The 18296-nt window shown below is 59.1% G+C and carries 13 protein-coding genes; 12 read left to right on the forward strand and 1 reads right to left on the reverse strand.

What is annotated here, in order from left to right; translation table 11 throughout:
- The first annotated feature begins 65 nt into the window (after positions 1 to 65).
- From HNQ64_RS08930 to HNQ64_RS08985, 12 genes are all read left to right on the forward strand, one after another.
- Positions 66 to 1010, forward strand: coding sequence for a hypothetical protein (locus tag HNQ64_RS08930; protein ID WP_184207655.1), 945 nt, complete (start codon positions 66 to 68; stop codon positions 1008 to 1010).
- A 56-nt stretch (positions 1011 to 1066) separates the two neighbouring features.
- Positions 1067 to 1738 (forward strand): cysteine hydrolase family protein, encoded by a 672-nt coding sequence (locus tag HNQ64_RS08935; RefSeq protein WP_184207657.1) that lies wholly within the window; start codon positions 1067 to 1069, stop codon positions 1736 to 1738.
- Positions 1739 to 1781: 43 nt separating this feature from the next.
- Entirely contained in the window at positions 1782 to 3371 is a 1590-nt protein-coding gene (locus tag HNQ64_RS08940) for a regulator (protein ID WP_184207659.1), read from the forward strand.
- 109 nt (positions 3372 to 3480) lie between these two features.
- Positions 3481 to 4161: a biuret amidohydrolase gene (gene biuH / locus HNQ64_RS08945; RefSeq protein ID WP_184207661.1), complete on the forward strand. Its 681-nt coding sequence runs from the start codon at positions 3481 to 3483 to the stop codon at positions 4159 to 4161.
- 71 nt (positions 4162 to 4232) lie between these two features.
- Entirely contained in the window at positions 4233 to 4640 is a 408-nt protein-coding gene (locus HNQ64_RS08950; RefSeq protein ID WP_221305397.1) for a cupin domain-containing protein, read from the forward strand.
- Between the two features lie 77 nt (positions 4641 to 4717).
- Positions 4718 to 6298 (forward strand): PAS domain-containing sensor histidine kinase, encoded by a 1581-nt coding sequence (locus HNQ64_RS08955; protein WP_184207663.1) that lies wholly within the window; start codon positions 4718 to 4720, stop codon positions 6296 to 6298.
- Positions 6279 to 6959, forward strand: coding sequence for a response regulator (locus HNQ64_RS08960; protein WP_184207665.1), 681 nt, complete (start codon positions 6279 to 6281; stop codon positions 6957 to 6959). The genes HNQ64_RS08955 and HNQ64_RS08960 overlap by 20 nt, the downstream gene beginning before the upstream one ends.
- 549 nt (positions 6960 to 7508) lie before the next feature.
- The gene (locus tag HNQ64_RS08965) at positions 7509 to 9761 is read left to right on the forward strand and encodes a peptidase domain-containing ABC transporter (protein ID WP_184207667.1); all 2253 of its coding nucleotides are present in this window, start codon (positions 7509 to 7511) and stop codon (positions 9759 to 9761) included.
- Between the two features lie 12 nt (positions 9762 to 9773).
- Complete coding sequence (locus tag HNQ64_RS08970) at positions 9774 to 11060, forward strand: HlyD family secretion protein (RefSeq protein WP_184207669.1); 1287 nt, start codon at positions 9774 to 9776, stop codon at positions 11058 to 11060.
- Positions 11057 to 12505, forward strand: a complete 1449-nt coding sequence (locus HNQ64_RS08975; protein ID WP_221305398.1) for a TolC family protein — start codon at positions 11057 to 11059, stop codon at positions 12503 to 12505. Before HNQ64_RS08970 ends, HNQ64_RS08975 begins: the two co-directional genes overlap by 4 nt.
- A 71-nt stretch (positions 12506 to 12576) precedes the next feature.
- Complete coding sequence (locus HNQ64_RS08980; RefSeq protein WP_184207673.1) at positions 12577 to 15024, forward strand: CHASE domain-containing protein; 2448 nt, start codon at positions 12577 to 12579, stop codon at positions 15022 to 15024.
- Positions 15021 to 16472, forward strand: coding sequence for a sigma-54-dependent transcriptional regulator (locus HNQ64_RS08985; protein ID WP_184207676.1), 1452 nt, complete (start codon positions 15021 to 15023; stop codon positions 16470 to 16472). The genes HNQ64_RS08980 and HNQ64_RS08985 overlap by 4 nt, the downstream gene beginning before the upstream one ends.
- A gap of 4 nt (positions 16473 to 16476) precedes the next feature.
- On the opposite strand, the gene atzF is transcribed toward HNQ64_RS08985, so the two are convergent.
- Positions 16477 to 18270, reverse strand: coding sequence for an allophanate hydrolase (gene atzF / locus HNQ64_RS08990; protein WP_184207678.1), 1794 nt, complete (start codon positions 18268 to 18270; stop codon positions 16477 to 16479).
- Positions 18271 to 18296 lie beyond the last annotated feature (26 nt).

The following is an 18296-nucleotide window of genomic DNA, read 5'->3' on the forward strand; positions in this document are numbered from 1 at the left end:
TGGGCACGGTTGGCATCGCAAATGCCATGAGGAGTCACTGCTTCACCGGAAGCATCCCGACTCCCATGAAAACATCCCTCCCACCTGCTCTCAAGAGCACCCTCGCGCTCCTCGCTTTAGGGGCCTGTTTGGCCCTCACTCCCAGCCCGCTTCATGCGGGTGATAAAGCCGTCATTTCTCCCATTGTCGAGCCTCCACCCTCCCCGTGGGTGCATGCCTTGCTGAAGGTGGATTTTTCAGATCACTACATCACACCGCGCGGTCTGAATGTGGAGAATCAGGGCCTCATCGTGCAGCCATTGTTTTTGGTGTTTTGGAATCTGTATTCAAATCCAGATGGCTTTCTCAATGACGTCACCCTCACCACTGGTGTGTGGAGTTCCATCCACAGTCGCGAGTCCGGCCCAGATGAAGGCAACTGGAATGAGTTCGATCCCATCGCAGGACTCGCCTTCAAGTTCGCCAAATACTGGCAGTTCGATGTCAACTACACCGCCTTTGAGAGCATGGTGTCTGCCTACCCCACCTCCCAGCATCTGGAGCTGAAGTTGTCTTTCAACGATGCCGCCTACACGGGTAACAAGGTCTTCTCCATCAATCCCTACATCGCCTTTTGGAAGGAATTGAAGAACAAGGCCACAGTGGCCTTCAATCCCGCCACTTCCAGCGAAAGCCATTACTTCACCATCGGGATGACACCGACGATTGACCTGAAGAAGGTGAAGTTCGAGTTCCCCACCTTCCTCAATTACTCGGACAATGACTTTTACCAGCAGTTCGACGGCACTGGCGGCGGCTCCGGTGTGGCATTGATCCGCACCGGGGTGGTGGCCACGGTGCCGCTGACCTTCGTGCCGAAAAGCCTGGGCTTCTGGTCCGTCTATGCCGGCGTGAAATACTATCACCTGAACAATCCCGGCCTGCTGGATGGTAACCAGGTGCTGGGTGCCGATGGCAGCCGGAAACGCGACCTCGTGCAGTTTCACGGCGGTATCTCCATCTTCTTTTAAAACCCGGCACGCTATCCGCGCTGAAGCCTCCTGACCGTAACCCCATGATCATGGCTATGAATGACCCCATCCACATCGAGGCAGAACCTTACACCTTTGAGTTAGTGCCTGCCAAATGTGCCCTGCTCATCATTGACATGCAGCGTGACTTTTTGGAACCCGGCGGCTTTGGCGAGATGCTGGGAAATGATGTCTCCCAGCTCCGTCAGGCCATCGTGCCTAACCAAAAGCTGCTTTCAGCCTGGCGGGCAGCAGGGTTGCAGGTCCTGCACACCCGTGAGGGGCATCGCCCCGATCTGGCGGATCTGCCACCGGCTAAAAAAGTGCGCGGTCACGGGGCCAAGACCATCGGCGATACCGGGCCCATGGGGCGCATCCTCATCCGTGGTGAAGAAGGACATGACATCATCCCTGAGCTCTATCCGCTCCGGGGGGAGCCGGTCATAGATAAACCGGGGAAAGGGGCCTTCTTCGCCACGGACCTTCATGCCATTCTGCAAAATCTGGGCATCACCCAGTTGGTCGTAACAGGGGTCACCACGGAGGTGTGTGTCAATACCACCGTCCGCGAGGCCAATGACCGCGGTTACGAATGTCTCGTGCCGGAGGACTGCGTGGCCTCCTACTTCCCCATCTTCCAGGAGATGGGGCTGAAAATGATCAAAGCCCAGGGGGGCATCTTTGGCTGGGTCACAGACTCTTCCAAGATCATTCCCGCTCTGGCCTAACGGCTGATGATATCAATGATTCTCAAACACCTCTGCTTCTGCCATGACTGCTTCTGATACCAAACCTAAAATCTGGACCCCCGGAGACTGGAATGCCTTTTTCGGCTTCGGGACCAATATTCTTGTCAACCTGCTCACCCTCACAGCGCTGCTGCGTTTTGTGCTGAAGATGCCGGATGAAATTGTCTTTGGCCGCATCTTGCCCGCCACCGGTCTCATGCTCTGCCTCAGCACGCTGTATTACGCCTGGTTAGCCTACAAACTGGCGCTGAAGACGGGGCGCAATGATGTCTGTGCGCTGCCTTCCGGCACCAGTGTGCCGCACATGTTTGTCGTGGTCTTCGTCATCATGCTGCCCATCTCTTTGCAGACGGGAGATCCCATCAAAGGGTGGGAGGCCGGGCTGACCTGGGTTTTCATCCAAAGCTTCGTCTTGATGATCGGCGGTTTCATTGCGCCCGTCATTCGCAAGATCACGCCACGGGCCGCGCTACTCGGCACGCTGGCGGGGGTTTCCATCAGCTTCATCTCCATGCGCCCTGCTTTGGAGATGTTCACCACGCCTGTCATTGGGGTGGTCTGCTTCGCCATCATTTTGCTGAGCTGGTTCGGCGGCGTGCGTTATTACAAAGGCATCCCTGCGGGCCTCATCGCCATCGCCGTGGGCAGTGTCATCGCTTGGGGATCAAATCTTTTTGGTCTGAATTATGGGGACATGACGTTGGCGAAGCTGACGGGCTCTTTTAGCAACTTCGGTTTCTCCATCCCGCTGCCTGCTTTTGGCCACATCTTTTCTGGGTTTGAGTTCCTCGGCGTGATCCTCGTCACGGCCATTCCTTTTGGGATCTATGATTTGGTGGAGGCCCTGGACAATGTGGAAAGCGCAGCGGTGGCGGGAGATGATTTCCCCACCACGCGGGTGCTCACCGCAGACGGTGTCATCAGCCTCATCGGGTGCAGCTTGGGCAATCCCTTCATCAATGCCGTTTACATCGGTCATCCGGGTTGGAAGTCCATGGGCGGGCGCATTGGTTACTCGGCAGCCACGGGGGTGGTGGTGATTATCTTCTGCACCTTTGGCATCATCTCGCTGATGTCATCTTTGATCCCCATCGTGGCCATCTCACCCATCCTGCTCTACATTGGCATGTTGATCGGGGCGCAGGCCTTCCAGGAAACGCCAAAGAGCCATGCGCCTGCGGTCATCCTGGCCCTCACGCCTCACTTGGCGGCCTGGGGCAAGCTGCTGATTGATAATTCCCTGGGAGCCGCAGGCACGAATGCAGCGGCCGTAGGTCTGGATAAGTTAGGCCAGGTGGGGGTGCTCTATCACGGTCTGGAGGTGCTGGGCGGTGGGGCGATTTTGAGTGGGGTGATCCTGCCTGCCATCGCGGTGTTCGTCATTGATCGAAAGTTCGCCATCGGGTCCTACTTCGCTTTGACTGGGGCCTTGCTCACCTTCTTCGGCCTCATGCATGGGGAGAAGATCGGCATCGGCGAATCTCCCGTGATCGCTTGCAGCTACGTCCTGGTGGCGCTGGTGCTAGCCGGCTGCGCTAAGTTTGCCGTGGTGGCTCCAAAACCTGCCGAGGAGGAAGAACTGCACGGGCATCTTCCCATGGCCACAGACTGATTTCTTCAGGTGTTGGTGAGAGAGTCGGGTGGTTCTGCGGTCTGGTTAACCGCTGGGCCACCCGAACTTGGTTCACTCTTTGCTACAGAATTTTAAAACAATCCTTCTCATGCCTTACGTCGAAGCTGATCCTTATCCCTGGCCCTACAATGGTGACCTGCGGCCCGCGAATACCGCGTTTCTGGTCATTGACATGCAGACTGACTTTTGTGGCCCCGGTGGCTACGTGGATAAAATGGGGTACGACCTCAGCCTCACTCGTGCGCCCATCGAGCCCATCAAGCGCGTCTTTGAAGCGGCCCGTGCTCAGGGTTACCACGTCATGCACACCCGTGAGGGCCACCGGCCAGATCTCTCAGACCTCCCGGCTAACAAACGATGGCGCAGCCAACGCATCGGCGCAGGCATCGGCGATGCTGGGCCCTGTGGGCGCATCCTCACACGTGGCGAACCAGGCTGGGACATCATCCCGGAGCTTTACCCCCTACCGGGAGAGGCCATCATTGATAAGCCCGGCAAAGGCTCCTTTTACGGCACGGATCTCGACATGCTTCTGCGGCAAAAAGGCATCCAAAACATCGTCCTCGCAGGGATCACCACAGATGTCTGTGTGCACACCACCATGCGTGAAGCCAATGACCGTGGCTTTGAATGCCTCATGCTTTCGGACTGCACTGGTGCCACCGATCATGGCAACCATCTTGCTGCACTGAAAATGATCAAAATGCAGGGCGGGGTCTTCGGAGCCGTGAGTGACTCCGCCGCCTTCATCCGCGCGATCACTTCTTAATCCCTCTTCCATTACCGTTACTCTCCATTGATAACCGCAGGCATCCCGGCTTTCCCACCGAGTCTTCCATTGTGAATCCAGACGATCCTTCTTCCCCGCCGAGCTTCACCTTCCCTCACTTTGAGCTGAAGGACATCTTCAATATTTTAGCTCAGGAGGAAGACATCCCCTGGAGTTACTTTCGTGATGGGGTGGATATCTATCGCTTCTATGGAGATGGCATCACGGGGCCTACGGCGGCGCTCATTCGTTTCCGCAAAGAAGCGCGTGTCCCCATGCATCTGCATGAAGGGTGGGAGCACATCCTGGTCCTGGCTGGTAGCCAGCGGGATCAAAATGGCATCATCCATGCAGGCTCCTTACGCATCCACCCCCCCGGCACGTATCACAGCGTGGTGAGTGAGGCCGGGTGCATCGTGCTGGCGATTTATGAGAAACCCGTGCGCTTCATGGAGCGGCCTCTCAAGCCAGACGAATGAGTCCCACATAAGAAAAAAGTTCATGGCTGGAAACCGCGCTGGCATGCGTGGCCTCCGGTGGCTAGTTTTCGCTTTCTATGAAGAAGCGAGCTGCCACCAAGTCTCCGCGCCCTCCCAAGCGCGAAAGCCTGCCTGAAATCGTCACCGATTCTTATGAAGAGCATTTCCGGCTGCTGGTGGAAAACATCGGAGACGTGCTCTGGTTTCGTGAGGTGGACCCGCCGCGTTTTTCATACGTCAGCCCAGCTTTTGAGCGCATTTGGGGGGTGAGATTGGCGGAGCTCAGGGAGCAACCTCAGCTTTGGGAAGAGTCCATCTATCCCGATGATCAAAAGGCGGTGCGTGCCGCACTGCGGCGTTGGTTCACGGGCAAAACGGAGAATTACGAAGTGCATTACCGCGTGCAGGGCAGGGACGGTAAAGTCCGCTGGCTGGCAGACCGGGGCATCATTCTCTCTCGCAAAAATGGACGTCCGCACCAGATCGGCGGTATCGCGCGCGACATCACGGAACGTGAAGCTGCGGAGGCCATGAACCGCCGCATGGCCGCCGTGGTAGAGACCACGGATGACTCCATCATCACCATGAATCTGGACGGTGAGATTGATACCTGGAATGCCGGTGCTGAACGCATCTTTGGTTATACCCAGGAGGAGGCCGTGGGCCGGACGATGTCCTTTCTGCGGCCACCCCAGGCTGAAGATGACGAGGCGGTCTTTAAGCGCATGATCGCTCGCGGGTTGCGCATTGATCATTACGAAACGCAGCGCCGTCATAAAAATGGAGCCATCCTGGATGTCTCGTTGACCATTTCCCCCATCCGCGATGCCCATGGCCGACTGGCTGGGTTCTCCAAGATCTCTCGCGACATCACCGAACGTAAACAGGCGGAGCAGACCATTCTACGCTTGAATGCCGAGCTGGAGCGCCGGGTGGAAGAACGTACGGCGGAACTGCGTGGCCAGATCGCCGCACGGCGGCAGCTTGAGGAGGAAATCCTGCGCATCAGTGAGCGTGAGCAGCGCCGCATCGGCCAAGATTTGCATGATGACCTCGGCCAGCAACTGGCCGGGGCCTGGATGATGGCCGACGTTCTCGCGCGTACCTTGGCGGCCAATGGAGCCCGTGAGCAAGAGGCCGCGCTGAAGCTGAGCACCCTCCTGGGCAAATCACTGAACCACACCCGCGCTCTCGCGCGTGGCCTGCATCCCGTCGCTCCAGAGCAGGGCGGGTTAGGCGCGGCGTTAAAAAACTTGGCGGAACGTTCGGCGGATTTGTTTGGCATCACCTGCCAGTTTGAATCGCGCGCCGTCATCATGCTGGAGGATCAGCGCAGCGCCATCCACCTTTACCGCATCGCCCAGGAGGCCATCAACAATGCCGTGCGCCATGGGCGGGCTCAAAACGTGCGCATTCGCCTCTCCCGGCGCGGGGGCAAGGCAGCCTTGTCTGTGATTGATGACGGCCTCGGCATCAAGGAACCAGCGGCCATGCATGAAGGCATGGGCCTGCGCATCATGCGCTACCGCTCGGAAATGATCTTCGGAACGCTCGAAATTGTGAAAGCTCCAAAACGCGGCACTTGTGTGACCTGCGTTTTCCCACTGCCGCCCGCTTCCAAACCCACCTCTTCTTCAAATGGCCTCAAAAAGCTCTAACACGCCAGCCGCTCCCCAACGTGTGTTGATCGTGGATGATCATCCCGTCTTCCGGGCGGGTCTCACGGGTCTCGTGGGCATGGAGCCCGACCTTGCCGTCTGTGGTGAGGCGCACGATGCTGGGCAGGCCATGGCCGCCATCGCGAAGCTGAATCCAGACCTCGTGATGATGGACATGAGCCTGCCGGATAAGAGCGGCCTGGAGACGCTGAAAGACGTCCGTGCTGCCTACCCGCACATCCCCGTTTTGATGATCTCCATGCATGACGAGACGCTGTATGCGGAGCGCGTCATCCGGGCCGGAGGGCGTGGTTACATCATGAAGCAGGAAGGACCGGAGAAAGTCATCCAGGCCATCCGTAAAGTTTTGGCAGGGGGGATATCGGTGAGTGAACGTATTTCCACGCTCATCCTGGATGCTTTGGCCAGCTCCCTGCACCCCAAGCAGGAAGGCGCATCGGTTACTAAATTGACCGATCGCGAATTTGAGGTCTATCGCCTGATCGGGCAGGGGAAGGAGCCGCAAGAGGTCGCGCGTTCACTTCATCTCAGTGTCAAAACCGTGGACACTCACCGCAGCCAGATCAAAAAGAAACTGGGGCTGAAAAACAACACCGAGCTGGTCCACCACGCCACCCGCTGGGCTGCGGAACAGGGGTGAGGCGGAGTCGTCCCGCCGCTGAGGGGTTCTCAGCAAAATGCTGAGAATTAGCGCGAGAGGCTGCTCATTGGTCGCTGGGTCCTCTTAGCGCAGCATGGCCGTAATAAGAATGTGAGCCGCATATCTGCGGCCCACATAACTTAACAGGTCACATTCACCCATCACATCCTGCCATTATGAGAACCATGCTTGAACTTTCCAGGAACGCTGAATACGACATCATTGCGGCTGTTTTAATCGTTGGCCTCATCGTGGCCGCGAAGTATTGGATTCAAACTTCGAGTCGCGAAGAAAATAACGATCGCCTTAAAAATCGTTAGTCAAGGATTCGTCGCTTTTGGCGCCACCTTTGAAACATCGGTCATCCTAGAAATGCTGTGGATGACCGATTTTTTTTTGCATGTTCCATGGACATTCTTTGGATGCCAGTGCTAGCAGTTATGACATCATTTCTGAGAGAGCTCACTGTATGAATGTGACGAAAAAGCATTGAAAAACGACAACCCTGCTCCTGCGTACATCGTAACAGTTACCGCAAAAATCCACTGAATGCCTGCGCTTTCTCCTTCTGGCAACTCACCTGCTGACATTACTACACGCCCTCTTTCAGTGAACACGTTGGCGCAGCTCAGCGCCATCACTGGAACGGATTATGATCATGAACGGGCAAAAATCGCGGTGCAAAACGCGGCGAGGGAAGACCTGGAGCCTCTAGGCCAGTTGGTCAGCGCAGCGGCTGAGGTGTACATCCACGTGTCTCCCGTGCGCTTACCCCTGACGGAGCTGGTCTGGCAGGCCCACAATGACACCCCGGTGATCATTTGGTGTGAGAAGGATGGGGGCTGGATCGTCATCACCTATGCGGGCTGGTTCAGCCTCCGCGTTGCGGAGGGAGACCACCCCACGGCCCGCCGCAGCATCACGCGGAAAGAGCTAGCGGCTAAGCTAGGCCTCAGCGGGATCAAAGAAATCGTGGAAGCTGGCATCGTCCATCCAGAGCGCACCGCTCATGACATGAGCGTGCACGCAGCCCAGGCCCGTCATGAGCAGATGTATGGCAGCAATGGGGCGGGCCAGCACCGGAATGGCCATGGCAATGGGCATGCACATGCGCACCTGCACCTCAGCCCGGTCACGCGTTTCTTCCGGCTTTTAAAAGCTGAGCGGCAGGAGATTGTCACCCTGCTCATCTTTTCCATCTTCTCCGGGATCCTTTACCTCGCCGCCCCTTTGGCGGTGGATGCAGTGGTGAGTAATCTCGCTTTCGGCGGGCAGTCGCAGCCTTACTTTCAGGCTTTGGTCATCGTGGGCGTAGCCTTGATGGCTGCCCTGTCTCTCCAGGCCTTGATCACAGGTCTGCAATATTACATTTCAGACATCATCCAGCGGCGCATTTTTGTGCGGGCGGCGGCAGACCTCGCTTACCGCTTACCCCGCGTGCGGGCAGAGTCTCTGGAAGGCGTCCACGCTCCTGAGTTGGTGAATCGTTTCTTAGATGTGGTCACCGCGCAGAAAAGCACTGCCTTGCTCCTGCTGGATGGGGTGAATTTGACCCTCGGCAGCCTCATCGGCATGGTGCTTCTGGCTTTGTATCACCCGGTGCTGTTGATGTTTGTGGCCATCTTGCTCCTGCTCATCGTGCTGGTGCTCTGGCTGTGTGGGCGTGGTGCGGTGGAGACCAGCATCGCAGAATCCCGCACGAAGTATGACCTCGTGAATTGGTTTGAGGAGATCGCCGCTTACCCCTTTCTTTTCAAAGGTCCCGGGGGTTATCAGCTCGCCTATGAGCGCTCGAACCATCTCGCTTCCGAGTATGTCATGCGTCGCTCCGCGCACTTTCGGGTGGTCATGCGGCAGATCATCGGCCTGCTCATTCTTTCCGTCCTGGCGGGGGCTACCTTGCTCGTGCTGGGGGGGTGGTTGGTCGTCAGCCAGCAGATCACCCTCGGCCAGTTGGTGGCCAGTGAGCTCATCATGAGTGCCATCGTGGCTTCTCTGGCCAAGATGGGAAAAAAGCTGGAAGCCTGGTACGATGCCATGGCTGCCATGGACAAGCTGGGGCACATTTTTGATTTGGAGATCGAACGCGAAACGGGAGAGCAGCCGGTGAAGAAAGAAGGCGGCGCCTCCGTCGTGGCGGACAGTCTCACTTTTGGTTATAACGAACATTCGCCTCTGTTTCATCTCCGCACCTTCACCATCCAGCCCGGCGCACGGGCAGCCATCGTCGGCCCGCACGGTGCTGGGGCCAGTTCTTTGCTGGATATCCTCTTCTCCCTGCGCACCCCCACCTCGGGTCATGTCTGCATTGATGGGCTGGACCTGCGAAGCTGGTATCTGGAGGCCCTGCGGGACCACGTGCAGCTCCTGCGCCGGGATGAAATCGTGGACGCCACAGTCGTGGAAAACCTACGCCTTGGGCGGGCGGATATCGGCATGGATGAAATCCGCGAGGCGCTCGTGCGTGTGGGCTTGCTGGACAGGCTCCTCGCCCGTCCTGAAGGCTTGAATCTCCGCCTTAAGATCGGCGGTGCCCCTCTCTCTGGCAATGAACGCACGCGCCTACTGCTGGCTCGCTCACTCGTCCAGCGCCCGCGTCTCCTTCTCGTTGACGAGCTGTTTGACAGTTTGGATCCCGAGTCCTTCAAGACACTCTCCGCAGCCATCTTGGATAAATCCCTGCCCTGGACGGTCGTCCTCACCACGCGGGATCACGATGTCACCCAGCTCTGTGACCAAGTCATCCAGCTCGCCCCCTGTAACCTGACCGATGGCACCGCTTCGACCCAGCTCAAAGGCTAAGCCCGACCTGCTATGACTGACTTTGCCACCTCTCCGCAACTGCCCGCGCTCTCACTCGCAGGAGCCACACGTTACACGCGTTTGTTCAGTCGTTTGCTGGTCTTGGGCTTCATCGCTTTTGTCCTAGGCTGCTTCTTTTTGCCTTGGCGCCAGTTCGTTTCCGGCAGTGGCCGAGTCATCGCCTTCAATCCGCTCGACCGCCGCATCAACATTGAGGCCCAGGTCTCTGGCCGGGTCAAGCACCTGCATGTGGTCGAAGGGCAGCGCGTGAAAAAAGGCGACCTCGTGGTGGAAATCCAGGACAACGACCCCGACCTCATCGCCAATCTCCGGGCTCAGCGCGAGGCGATAGACAGTCGGCGAAACTTTGCGTTAGGCCGGGTGGAGTCGCTCATCGCCCAAATCACCCAGCAAGAGCTGGCCAAGGCGCAAGCCATTGATGGGGCTGAGCAGCGCGTGGCGGCCGCCAAAATCGCCGCTGAAACCGCAGCGCTGAATTACTCCCGAACTCATGCCTTGTTTGAAAAAGGACTTTCATCCCAGCGTGAACATGAACTGGCCACCCTCCAGCGCGACTCCACGACTGCCGACTTAAAGTCTGCTGAGGCTGCCCTAAAGCGCACCAGCAATGACTTTGACGCCACCATTTCTTCCATCCACGCGCAGAAGGGATCTGCCCATAGCGATGTCGCCACAGCGGATCGTGATCTCTCCGTGATAGACGTGCAGATCAACCAATCGCAGCGGCAAATCGTCGAGTCTCCGCGAGATGGCATCGTCCTCCAGGTGGCTGCCACGGATGGCACTTACCTCCGTCCCGGTTCATTGATCTGCGTCATCATTCCAGAAACGGACAGTCGTTTTGTTGAAATCTGGGTCAGTGGCAATGACATGCCGCTCATCCATGCTCGCAAAGAGGAAGGTGGGGTGGTGACACCCGGTAGCTCCGTCCGTCTCGCTTTTGAAGGCTGGCCTGCCGTGCAGATGATCGGCTGGCCTCAGCTCGCCATCGGTACCTTTGGTGGGGAGGTCGTTTTTGTGGATGCGACGGATGATGGGTTAGGCCGTTTCCGTGTGGTCATCGGCCCTTCAGATGATGTGGTGAACCGAGGGGATGGCCAGGGCCCCGTGAAAGTGGGCTGGCCGGATAAGCAGCGCTGGCTACGCCAGGGGGTGCGTGCGAATGCTTGGGTCATGCTGAATGAAGTGCCCCTGTGGTTTGAACTGTGGCGTCAGATCAATGGCTTCCCGCCTCTGATCTCCAATGCCGAAGGAAAACTCGACTCCACCAAAAAATGAAGATGCTCCTCCCGCTCTCTTTATCGGTGGGGCGGTGCTTAGCCGTCGCCACCGCCGCCCTCGCTTGGCTAGTCCTGCCTGCGGCCTCTGCCGCCCCGAAGCCTCTGCTGCTTTCAGAAGTGCTGGCCAGCGTGCAGACCCAGTATCCGCCATACTTGGCAGCATTGATCGAGCAAGACATCGCCAACGGTCGCGCCCGTCAGGCCCTGGGTGCTTTTGATCTCAACATCAACGTCGGTGGTGCCTTTAAGCCAGCGGGATATTACGATGGGCAGACGGGGTATGCCGTGCTGGACCAGCCCTTGCCCTTTTGGGGGGGCAATGTGTACGGGGGCTATCGCCTCAGCAGTGGCTTTTTGCCGAACTATAACAAGGAGCGCACCAGCACAGATGGTGAGGCCGTCCTGGGCTTTCGCATGCCCCTGCTGCGTGACGGTACCATTGACCGTCGCCGGGCCACTTTTTGGCAGTCCCAGATAGACCAGGAGTTGGCAGATCCCCTGATCCTGCGGCAGTATCTGGACTTCATCCGCGCAGCCACGGTTTCTTATTATAGCTGGGTCGCAGCCGGGCAGCGGCTCAACATCACAGAGGAGCTGCTGCGCATCGCTAAAAATCGTGACTCAGGCATCGCGGAGCAGGTCAAACGCGGAGCCTCCGCACCCATCGTCCAGATTGATAACCAGCGCCTCGTCGTCAGTCGTGAGATCGCCGTGGTGCAGGCCCTACGGCGTTTTCAATCTTCCGCCATTGAGCTCTCGCTTTTCCATCGTTCTCGTGAGCTGGCAGAGCCCATCATCAGCCCGCGCGAGCGTGTGCCTGCCGCCTTCCCTCCGCATCCCCGGCCCGATGAAACGCAAGTCACTGCAGCCATTGCCAAGGCAGCCATTTTCCGCCCGGAAATCCGCCGCATTGAGTTGACGATCGAAAAGAATGAGATTGATCGCAAGCTCGCCAAAAACAACCTCATGCCCTACCTGGACGTTGGCGTGGAGGCCGCGCAGGCCACGGGTGGCACTTTGCCCAAAGACATCGAGCGGACTGAGATCGAGGCCAAAATCGAGTTCAAGATGCCGCTGCAAAGGCGCGAGGCCAAGGGACGACTGGAGGTGGCCGAGTCCCTCATCCAGCGCCTGAACAATGAGAAGCAGTTCGCCCGTGACCGCATCGCCGCAGACGTGCGGGACAGCCATAGCGCCATCATCGCGGCCTATGACGCCTTGCTCCAGACCCGTAAAAATGTGGATCTCTCTCAGCAGCTTGAAGACGCTGAAAACGAACGTCTCAAACAAGGTGCCACCGATCTGCTCGCTCTACAGATCCGTGAGCAGGCCACCTTCGATGCCAAGGTGCTGGAGGTGGAGGCACAGGCGGAGTACTTCCGTGCCCTGGCAAACTACCGCGCCGCCACCGCTGCGGATGCGCCGCCTAGCCTGGCCCGTTAAGCTTGCCTCGCTCACTGAAGGCGGCTGGGCTGGCATGATGGGTGCTTGATTGGGGAGGTGCCAACCTCACCATGCCCCCCTCTGCCTGCCCTGACACACCCGTGAGGGCACCCGCCTATTTGGCGCTGGTGCTCGGCGTCACGGTGTCATGGCTGCTCACGGTCATGCTGTTGCAGACGCGTGAAGACGACCGGCAAGATGAAGTCCGCAGATTGGCCAAAGACCGCACCGAGGTCATTCGTGGGCAGATCCTACGTTCCATGGAGGTGCTGCATGGGATCGTCGCTTTTTTTGAGTCGCGGAAGGAAATCTCCCGGGCTGAATTTGGCACCTTTGTGGGTAGTTTTTTGACCCGGCAGCCAGAGTTGCAGGCCCTAGCCTGGGACCCGCGTGTGGAGGGGGCACAGCGCCAAAGCTGGGAACAGCGCGCCCGTGCGGAGGGCTTTCGAGAGTTTCGTTTTACGGAGGAAGAGAGCGAAGGGAAAATCGTCACCGCTCGCTCTACAGAGGAATACTTCCCCGTGTTTTACCTGGAGAGCTTGCAAAAGAATGCGCCCGCGCTGGGCTTCAATGTCAAGGCCGAGCCCCGACGCCGCGCCGCCCTGGAGCAGGCCCGTGACAGCGGCAATGCCCAGGCCACCGCGCCCATCCGGTTGGCTCAGGAGCAGGGATCTCAGCGTGGGTTTGTGGTGTTTGAGCCGCTTTATCAGGGCGTGCCTACCACGGTGGATGAACGTCGAAAGCAGCTCACCGGCTTTGCCACAGCAGTCTTCCGCATCGGAGATCTGATTGATCTCTCACTTGCGGAGGCACGTGACAGTGGTGTGGCCTTGTCTCTGCGGGATGCGGGAGATAGCACCCTGCTGTACCATCAGGAAGGCGCACGTCTTCAGGGCTACCCCACCTGGACCACGGAGGTGGATGTGGCGGGGCGGCAGTGGCGGCTTTTGTTTGAACCCACTCAGGGATTCCTCAGTCGGCGGTCAGATCTCATGCCCTGGATCACCCTCACGGGTGGCCTGGTGATCACCTTGCTCCTGACCTCCTACTTGTGGAAAACCGCCAGCCAAACAGCGGTGGTGAATCGGGCACGAAAAGAGCTGCTGGCCGAGGTGTCTGTGCGCAAACAGGCCGAGGCGACAGCGGAGGCGGCCAGCCGGGCGAAGTCGGAGTTTCTGGCGAACATGAGTCATGAAATCCGTACCCCCATGAATGCCATCTTGGGCTATGCGCAGATCCTGGCGCGGGATGCCGCCCTGCCACGTTTTCATCGCGATGCCGTGGCTACCATCCTGAACAGCGGAGACCATCTGCTGCACCTCATTCAAGAGATCCTGGACCTGTCCAAAATAGATGCTGGGCGCATGGAGGTGGAAAAAACGAACTTCGACCTGGCGGCGCTAGTTCGCGAATTGACCGCCATGTTTCAGCATCCCTGTGAGGAAAAACAGATCGGCTTTCGCATCGAGGCGGCTGAGCTTGAGAAAGCCACGCCCGTTCATGGCGATGAAGGCAAGCTGCGCCAAGTGCTCATCAATCTTTTGGCCAATGCCGTGAAGTTTACCGCCAGCGGGCGCATCATTCTACGGGTGCTGCCGTTGGAAAAGGAAGCCTGGCGTTTTGAGGTGGAAGACACCGGCATCGGCATTCCCGAAGAGGCCCAACAACGCATCTTCGAGCCCTTCCAGCAGGAGGCTGGCGCCCGTGGTGGCGCGGGGCTGGGGCTGGCCATCGCCCGCCGTCAGGTGGAGATTTTGGGCGGGCGCATGGGATTGCATTCGCAGTTAGGCCGTGGCTCCTGCTTCCATGTGGAGCTCACTCTTCCCAGCGTGGCTGCGCATGGGGTTTCACGGGCTTCTGTGCGGGAACTGGTGAGCCTGGCCAAAGGCTGTGCCGTGCGGGCTTTGGTGGTGGATGACATTCGTGAAAATCGGGAGGTCTTAGCCTCCATGCTCACCTTGATCGGCTGTGAGGTCGTCCTGGCAGAGCACGGACGCCAGGCGGTGGAAGTGGTGCAGGTCTCCCGCCCGCAGATTGTTTTCATGGATATCCGCATGCCTCAGTTCGATGGGTTGCAGGCCACCCGCCGCATTTTGGAAGAGTTCAACACCACCGAGATTAAAATCGTCGCCACTTCCGCCTCCGCCCTGGCTCATGAGAGGGAGCTTTGTCTGAAAGCGGGGTGCGACGACTTCGTGGCGAAACCTTTCCGGGCAGAGCGCATTTACGGGTGTCTGCGTCATTTGTTAGGCGTGGACTTTGAGTATAAGGGGGAGCAACCCGACGCCGAGGCAGGCGAGTCCATTGATCTCAGCCAGATAACCTTGCCAGAGGAGTTGGCTGCCCGGCTTACGATGGCCGCAGAACTGCACAGCGCCACCGTCTTGAAAAGCTGCCTGGCCGAACTGGAGCAACTCGGCACGGCGGGCCAGCGGCTGGCACAGCACTTGCGCGGCTTTCTGGCCAGTTATGACATGAAAACCATCCAGCGCATCATCGCCCAGATCTCCATCTCATGAATCGTCCCCGCATCCTCATTGCCGATGACACTCCGGCCAGTCTGTCCCTGCTCAGTCACGTGCTGGAGCCGCAAGGCTATGAAATCCTCGCCGTTTCCAGTGGCAAAGATGCGCTGAAACTGGCGGAGCGTGCCCAGCCAGATCTCATCCTGCTGGACGTGATGATGCCGGGGCATGATGGCTTCCATGTCTGCCGCACGCTCAAGGCGGATGAAGCCACGCGGGATGTGCCTGTCATCTTCATCACCAGTCGGAATGAGACCGCTAGCGTGCTGAATGGGTTTCGCATGGGGGCGGTGGACTACATCGTTAAACCATTCCAGGCTGAGGAAGTGGTGACCCGCGTGGCCACCCACCTGAAGATCAGCCGACTCACCCGCGAACTGCAACAGCGCAATGCCGAGCTGGAGGCGGAGGTCTCCCGCCGGGTCGCCGCTGAGACCTCGCGGGATAAGGCCACGCAAAAGCTTTCCACCCTGGCTTCCCGTGAGGCGCAACGCTGGGGCCTGGATGGCTTTGTCGGTGAAAGCCCACACATGAAACGCATCCTGGCGGACATCGAGCGGCTGCGTCAGTTTAGCAAAACCAGCGTGCTCATCACCGGGGAGAGTGGCACGGGCAAGGAACTCGTGGCACGTGCCCTGCACCATCACAGCTCGCGCGCGGGGGAAGCCTTCATCCCGGTGAACTGCGTGGCCGTGCCGGCGGATCTTTTGGAATCGCTTTTCTTTGGTCACGTCAAAGGGGCCTTCACCGGGGCCACGGCAGATCGCAAAGGTTACTTCGAATTGGCCGATGGCGGCACACTGTTCCTAGATGAAATCGGTGACATGCCTGCCGCTCTTCAGGCGAAGCTGCTGCGTGTGCTGGAGGATGGCGAGGTGACGCCCGTGGGCTCTACCAAATCCCATCGCGTGGATGTGCGCGTGCTCAGTGCCACGAATGCGGACCTCGCCGCGAAGATCCTCACGGGAGACTTCCGCCAGGACCTGTATTACCGGCTCGCACGCTACACCGTGGAGACGGCCCCCCTGCGGGAAAGGCGTGAGGATTTGCCCTTGCTGGCAGGCCATTTTTTAAAGGTGTTCGCGGCGGAGATGGGCATGACAGCCCCTGCTTTGGATGCCTCTGCCCTCGCCCTATTGAGCCACCATTCCTTCCCGGGAAATGTGCGGGAACTCAAGAATGCCATGGAGCGTGCTTTGATACTCAGCGGCGGCCAAACGGTGAAACGCGAGCACTTGCAGTTGTTTGAAGCCGCACCCGCCCCCGTGGCTAAAGCGCCTGCGCGCACCGCTGCTGACACCGTGCCTTTGGATCTCGGGGCTGCCGAACATACTTTGATTCAACGCGCTCTTGAGCAAACGGGCGGCAATGTGACGGAGGCCGCGCGGCTGCTGAATGTGAATCGCAGCCGCATCTACCGCCGCATGCCGGTGAGTAAATGACCCCTCAGCCCTGCGCCTGAATCCAGGCCCGCCAGCCACCGTGGTGGGTGATGTCCTGTGGCGCTGAGACCGCGCTGGGTTCACAGAGGAAGCCGCACACGCGCTGCCCACCGGCCAGCTCCACCCAGCCGAGGCCCAGCGGCGGTTTGATGCTGTTAAAAAAGGCTCCCAGAGCGGCCTCCGGCATGTCCCAGACCTCCAGCGCGATGGCGCGGCCACCTTCCGCAGAGCGGATGAGGCCCGGGCGCGGCGGCACACTGCCCTCACCGGGCAGATGATACAGTTGGTAGCACGGCGCCGTCTCCGTGCGGCTGCGCAGATGGGCGCCACAGGCCAGCAGACCGGGATTGAGTGGCAGCCCCTCCATGTGGGCTCCACACACCGCCACGGGCATCCAGCCCGGTGTAGCCGCCGTTTCCACCGCCGGTGGCACGGGCGTCTCTGTCGCGCCCAGTTTCACTCCCGTGGCCTGATGCAGAAAACTGCCGATGCTGAGGAGCCGCAGGTCATGAAAGGCGGGGGCGATGAGTGTCACCCCCCAGGCACGGCCATTGGGCAGAAAACCGGCGGGCACCGCGTAACCGCAGAGGTCCAGCAGGTTCATGAAATTCGTGTACGTGCCCAGGTTCGTATTGTAGGCGATCGGCTCCGCCTCGATCTCCTCCCGCGTGTAGCTGCGGGGAGCCGTGGGCGTGAGGATGACATCCACATACTGCCACACCGCCTCACTCTGCCTGCGCAGCGTGGCGAGCTGGTACATCGCGCGGAAGGTATCTGCAGCGCTGGGTTTGACACCTCCAGAAATGATCGTGCGTGTGACGGGTAAAAACGCCTCGGGCTGGCTCTCTAATAACGCTGCCGTGGCCACGTAGCGCTCAGCCACCCACGGCCCACCATACAGGAGACGCGCAGCCTCCATGAAGGGCTCAAAGTCCACCTCCACCGCGATGCCCCCTAGGGCGCGCAGACGTGTGATGCTATTTTCATAAAGTTCGTTAGCCGATTCTTCTCCAAAGTAGTGTCTTTGGTTTTCAGGCAGCACGCCAAAACGAAAGCCAGATCCAGGTGCCCAAGTCGGCACTGCTGCGGCAAAAGGACGGGCGAGCGTATCGCTCGCATCAAAGGCACGGGCGACCTCAAAGACCTTCGCGGCATCCTCGGAGGTCAGTGCAAAGATGGACACGCAGTCTAGGCTGCGGCAGGCGGGCACCACACCCGTGGTACTCAGCACCCCGCGCGTCGGTTTCAGGCCCACGATGTTGTTAAAAGCCGCAGGCACCCGGCCAGACCCCGCCGTATCCGTACCGAGCGCAAAACTGACAAGCCCGAGAGCCACTGCCACGGCGGAGCCTGAGCTGGACCCTCCTGAAATCACACCGGGGCTGATGGCGTTTTCAGGGCTGCCATACGGACTGCGCGTGCCGACGAGGCCGGTGGCGAATTGATCAAGATTTGTCTTCCCCATAGGGATGGCGCCCGCATCTATCAAGGCCTGCACTACGGAAGCTGACTTTTCAGGCGTGTAGGCAAAGGCCGGGCACGCTGCTGTGGTGGGTGTCCCTGCGAGGTCAATGTTATCCTTGATGGCAAAGGGGATGCCATAGAGAGGCAGGCTATCTGGCGAATGCCCTTCCAGCAGGTCCAGGTAAGGCTGGATCTCATGCCGATCCATGAGGTGGATCCAGATGGCAGGATCTGCGGCGGCCGCTTGGGCCAGCAGGTTATCCACCAGTTGGCTGGGCGTGAGATGGCCTGCGCGGTAGGCCGTATGAAGGGTGGCTAGAGTAGGAGCTGTCATGGAGGTCGCAGGGCGCGTGCAGGCAG

The sequence above is a fragment of the Prosthecobacter dejongeii genome, from assembly GCF_014203045.1.
GTDB lineage: Bacteria > Verrucomicrobiota > Verrucomicrobiia > Verrucomicrobiales > Verrucomicrobiaceae > Prosthecobacter > Prosthecobacter dejongeii.

Coding starts and splice junctions, on each gene's coding strand:
- HNQ64_RS08930 (WP_184207655.1), top strand. CDS start 66: ATGAAAACATCCCTCCCACCTGCTCTCAAGAGCACCCTCGCGCTCCTC.
- HNQ64_RS08935 (WP_184207657.1), top strand. CDS start 1,067: ATGAATGACCCCATCCACATCGAGGCAGAACCTTACACCTTTGAGTTA.
- HNQ64_RS08940 (WP_184207659.1), top strand. CDS start 1,782: ATGACTGCTTCTGATACCAAACCTAAAATCTGGACCCCCGGAGACTGG.
- biuH (WP_184207661.1), top strand. CDS start 3,481: ATGCCTTACGTCGAAGCTGATCCTTATCCCTGGCCCTACAATGGTGAC.
- HNQ64_RS08955 (WP_184207663.1), top strand. CDS start 4,718: ATGAAGAAGCGAGCTGCCACCAAGTCTCCGCGCCCTCCCAAGCGCGAA.
- HNQ64_RS08960 (WP_184207665.1), top strand. CDS start 6,279: ATGGCCTCAAAAAGCTCTAACACGCCAGCCGCTCCCCAACGTGTGTTG.
- HNQ64_RS08965 (WP_184207667.1), top strand. CDS start 7,509: ATGCCTGCGCTTTCTCCTTCTGGCAACTCACCTGCTGACATTACTACA.
- HNQ64_RS08970 (WP_184207669.1), top strand. CDS start 9,774: ATGACTGACTTTGCCACCTCTCCGCAACTGCCCGCGCTCTCACTCGCA.
- HNQ64_RS08975 (WP_221305398.1), top strand. CDS start 11,057: ATGAAGATGCTCCTCCCGCTCTCTTTATCGGTGGGGCGGTGCTTAGCC.
- HNQ64_RS08980 (WP_184207673.1), top strand. CDS start 12,577: ATGCCCCCCTCTGCCTGCCCTGACACACCCGTGAGGGCACCCGCCTAT.
- HNQ64_RS08985 (WP_184207676.1), top strand. CDS start 15,021: ATGAATCGTCCCCGCATCCTCATTGCCGATGACACTCCGGCCAGTCTG.
- atzF (WP_184207678.1), bottom strand. CDS start 18,270: ATGACAGCTCCTACTCTAGCCACCCTTCATACGGCCTACCGCGCAGGC.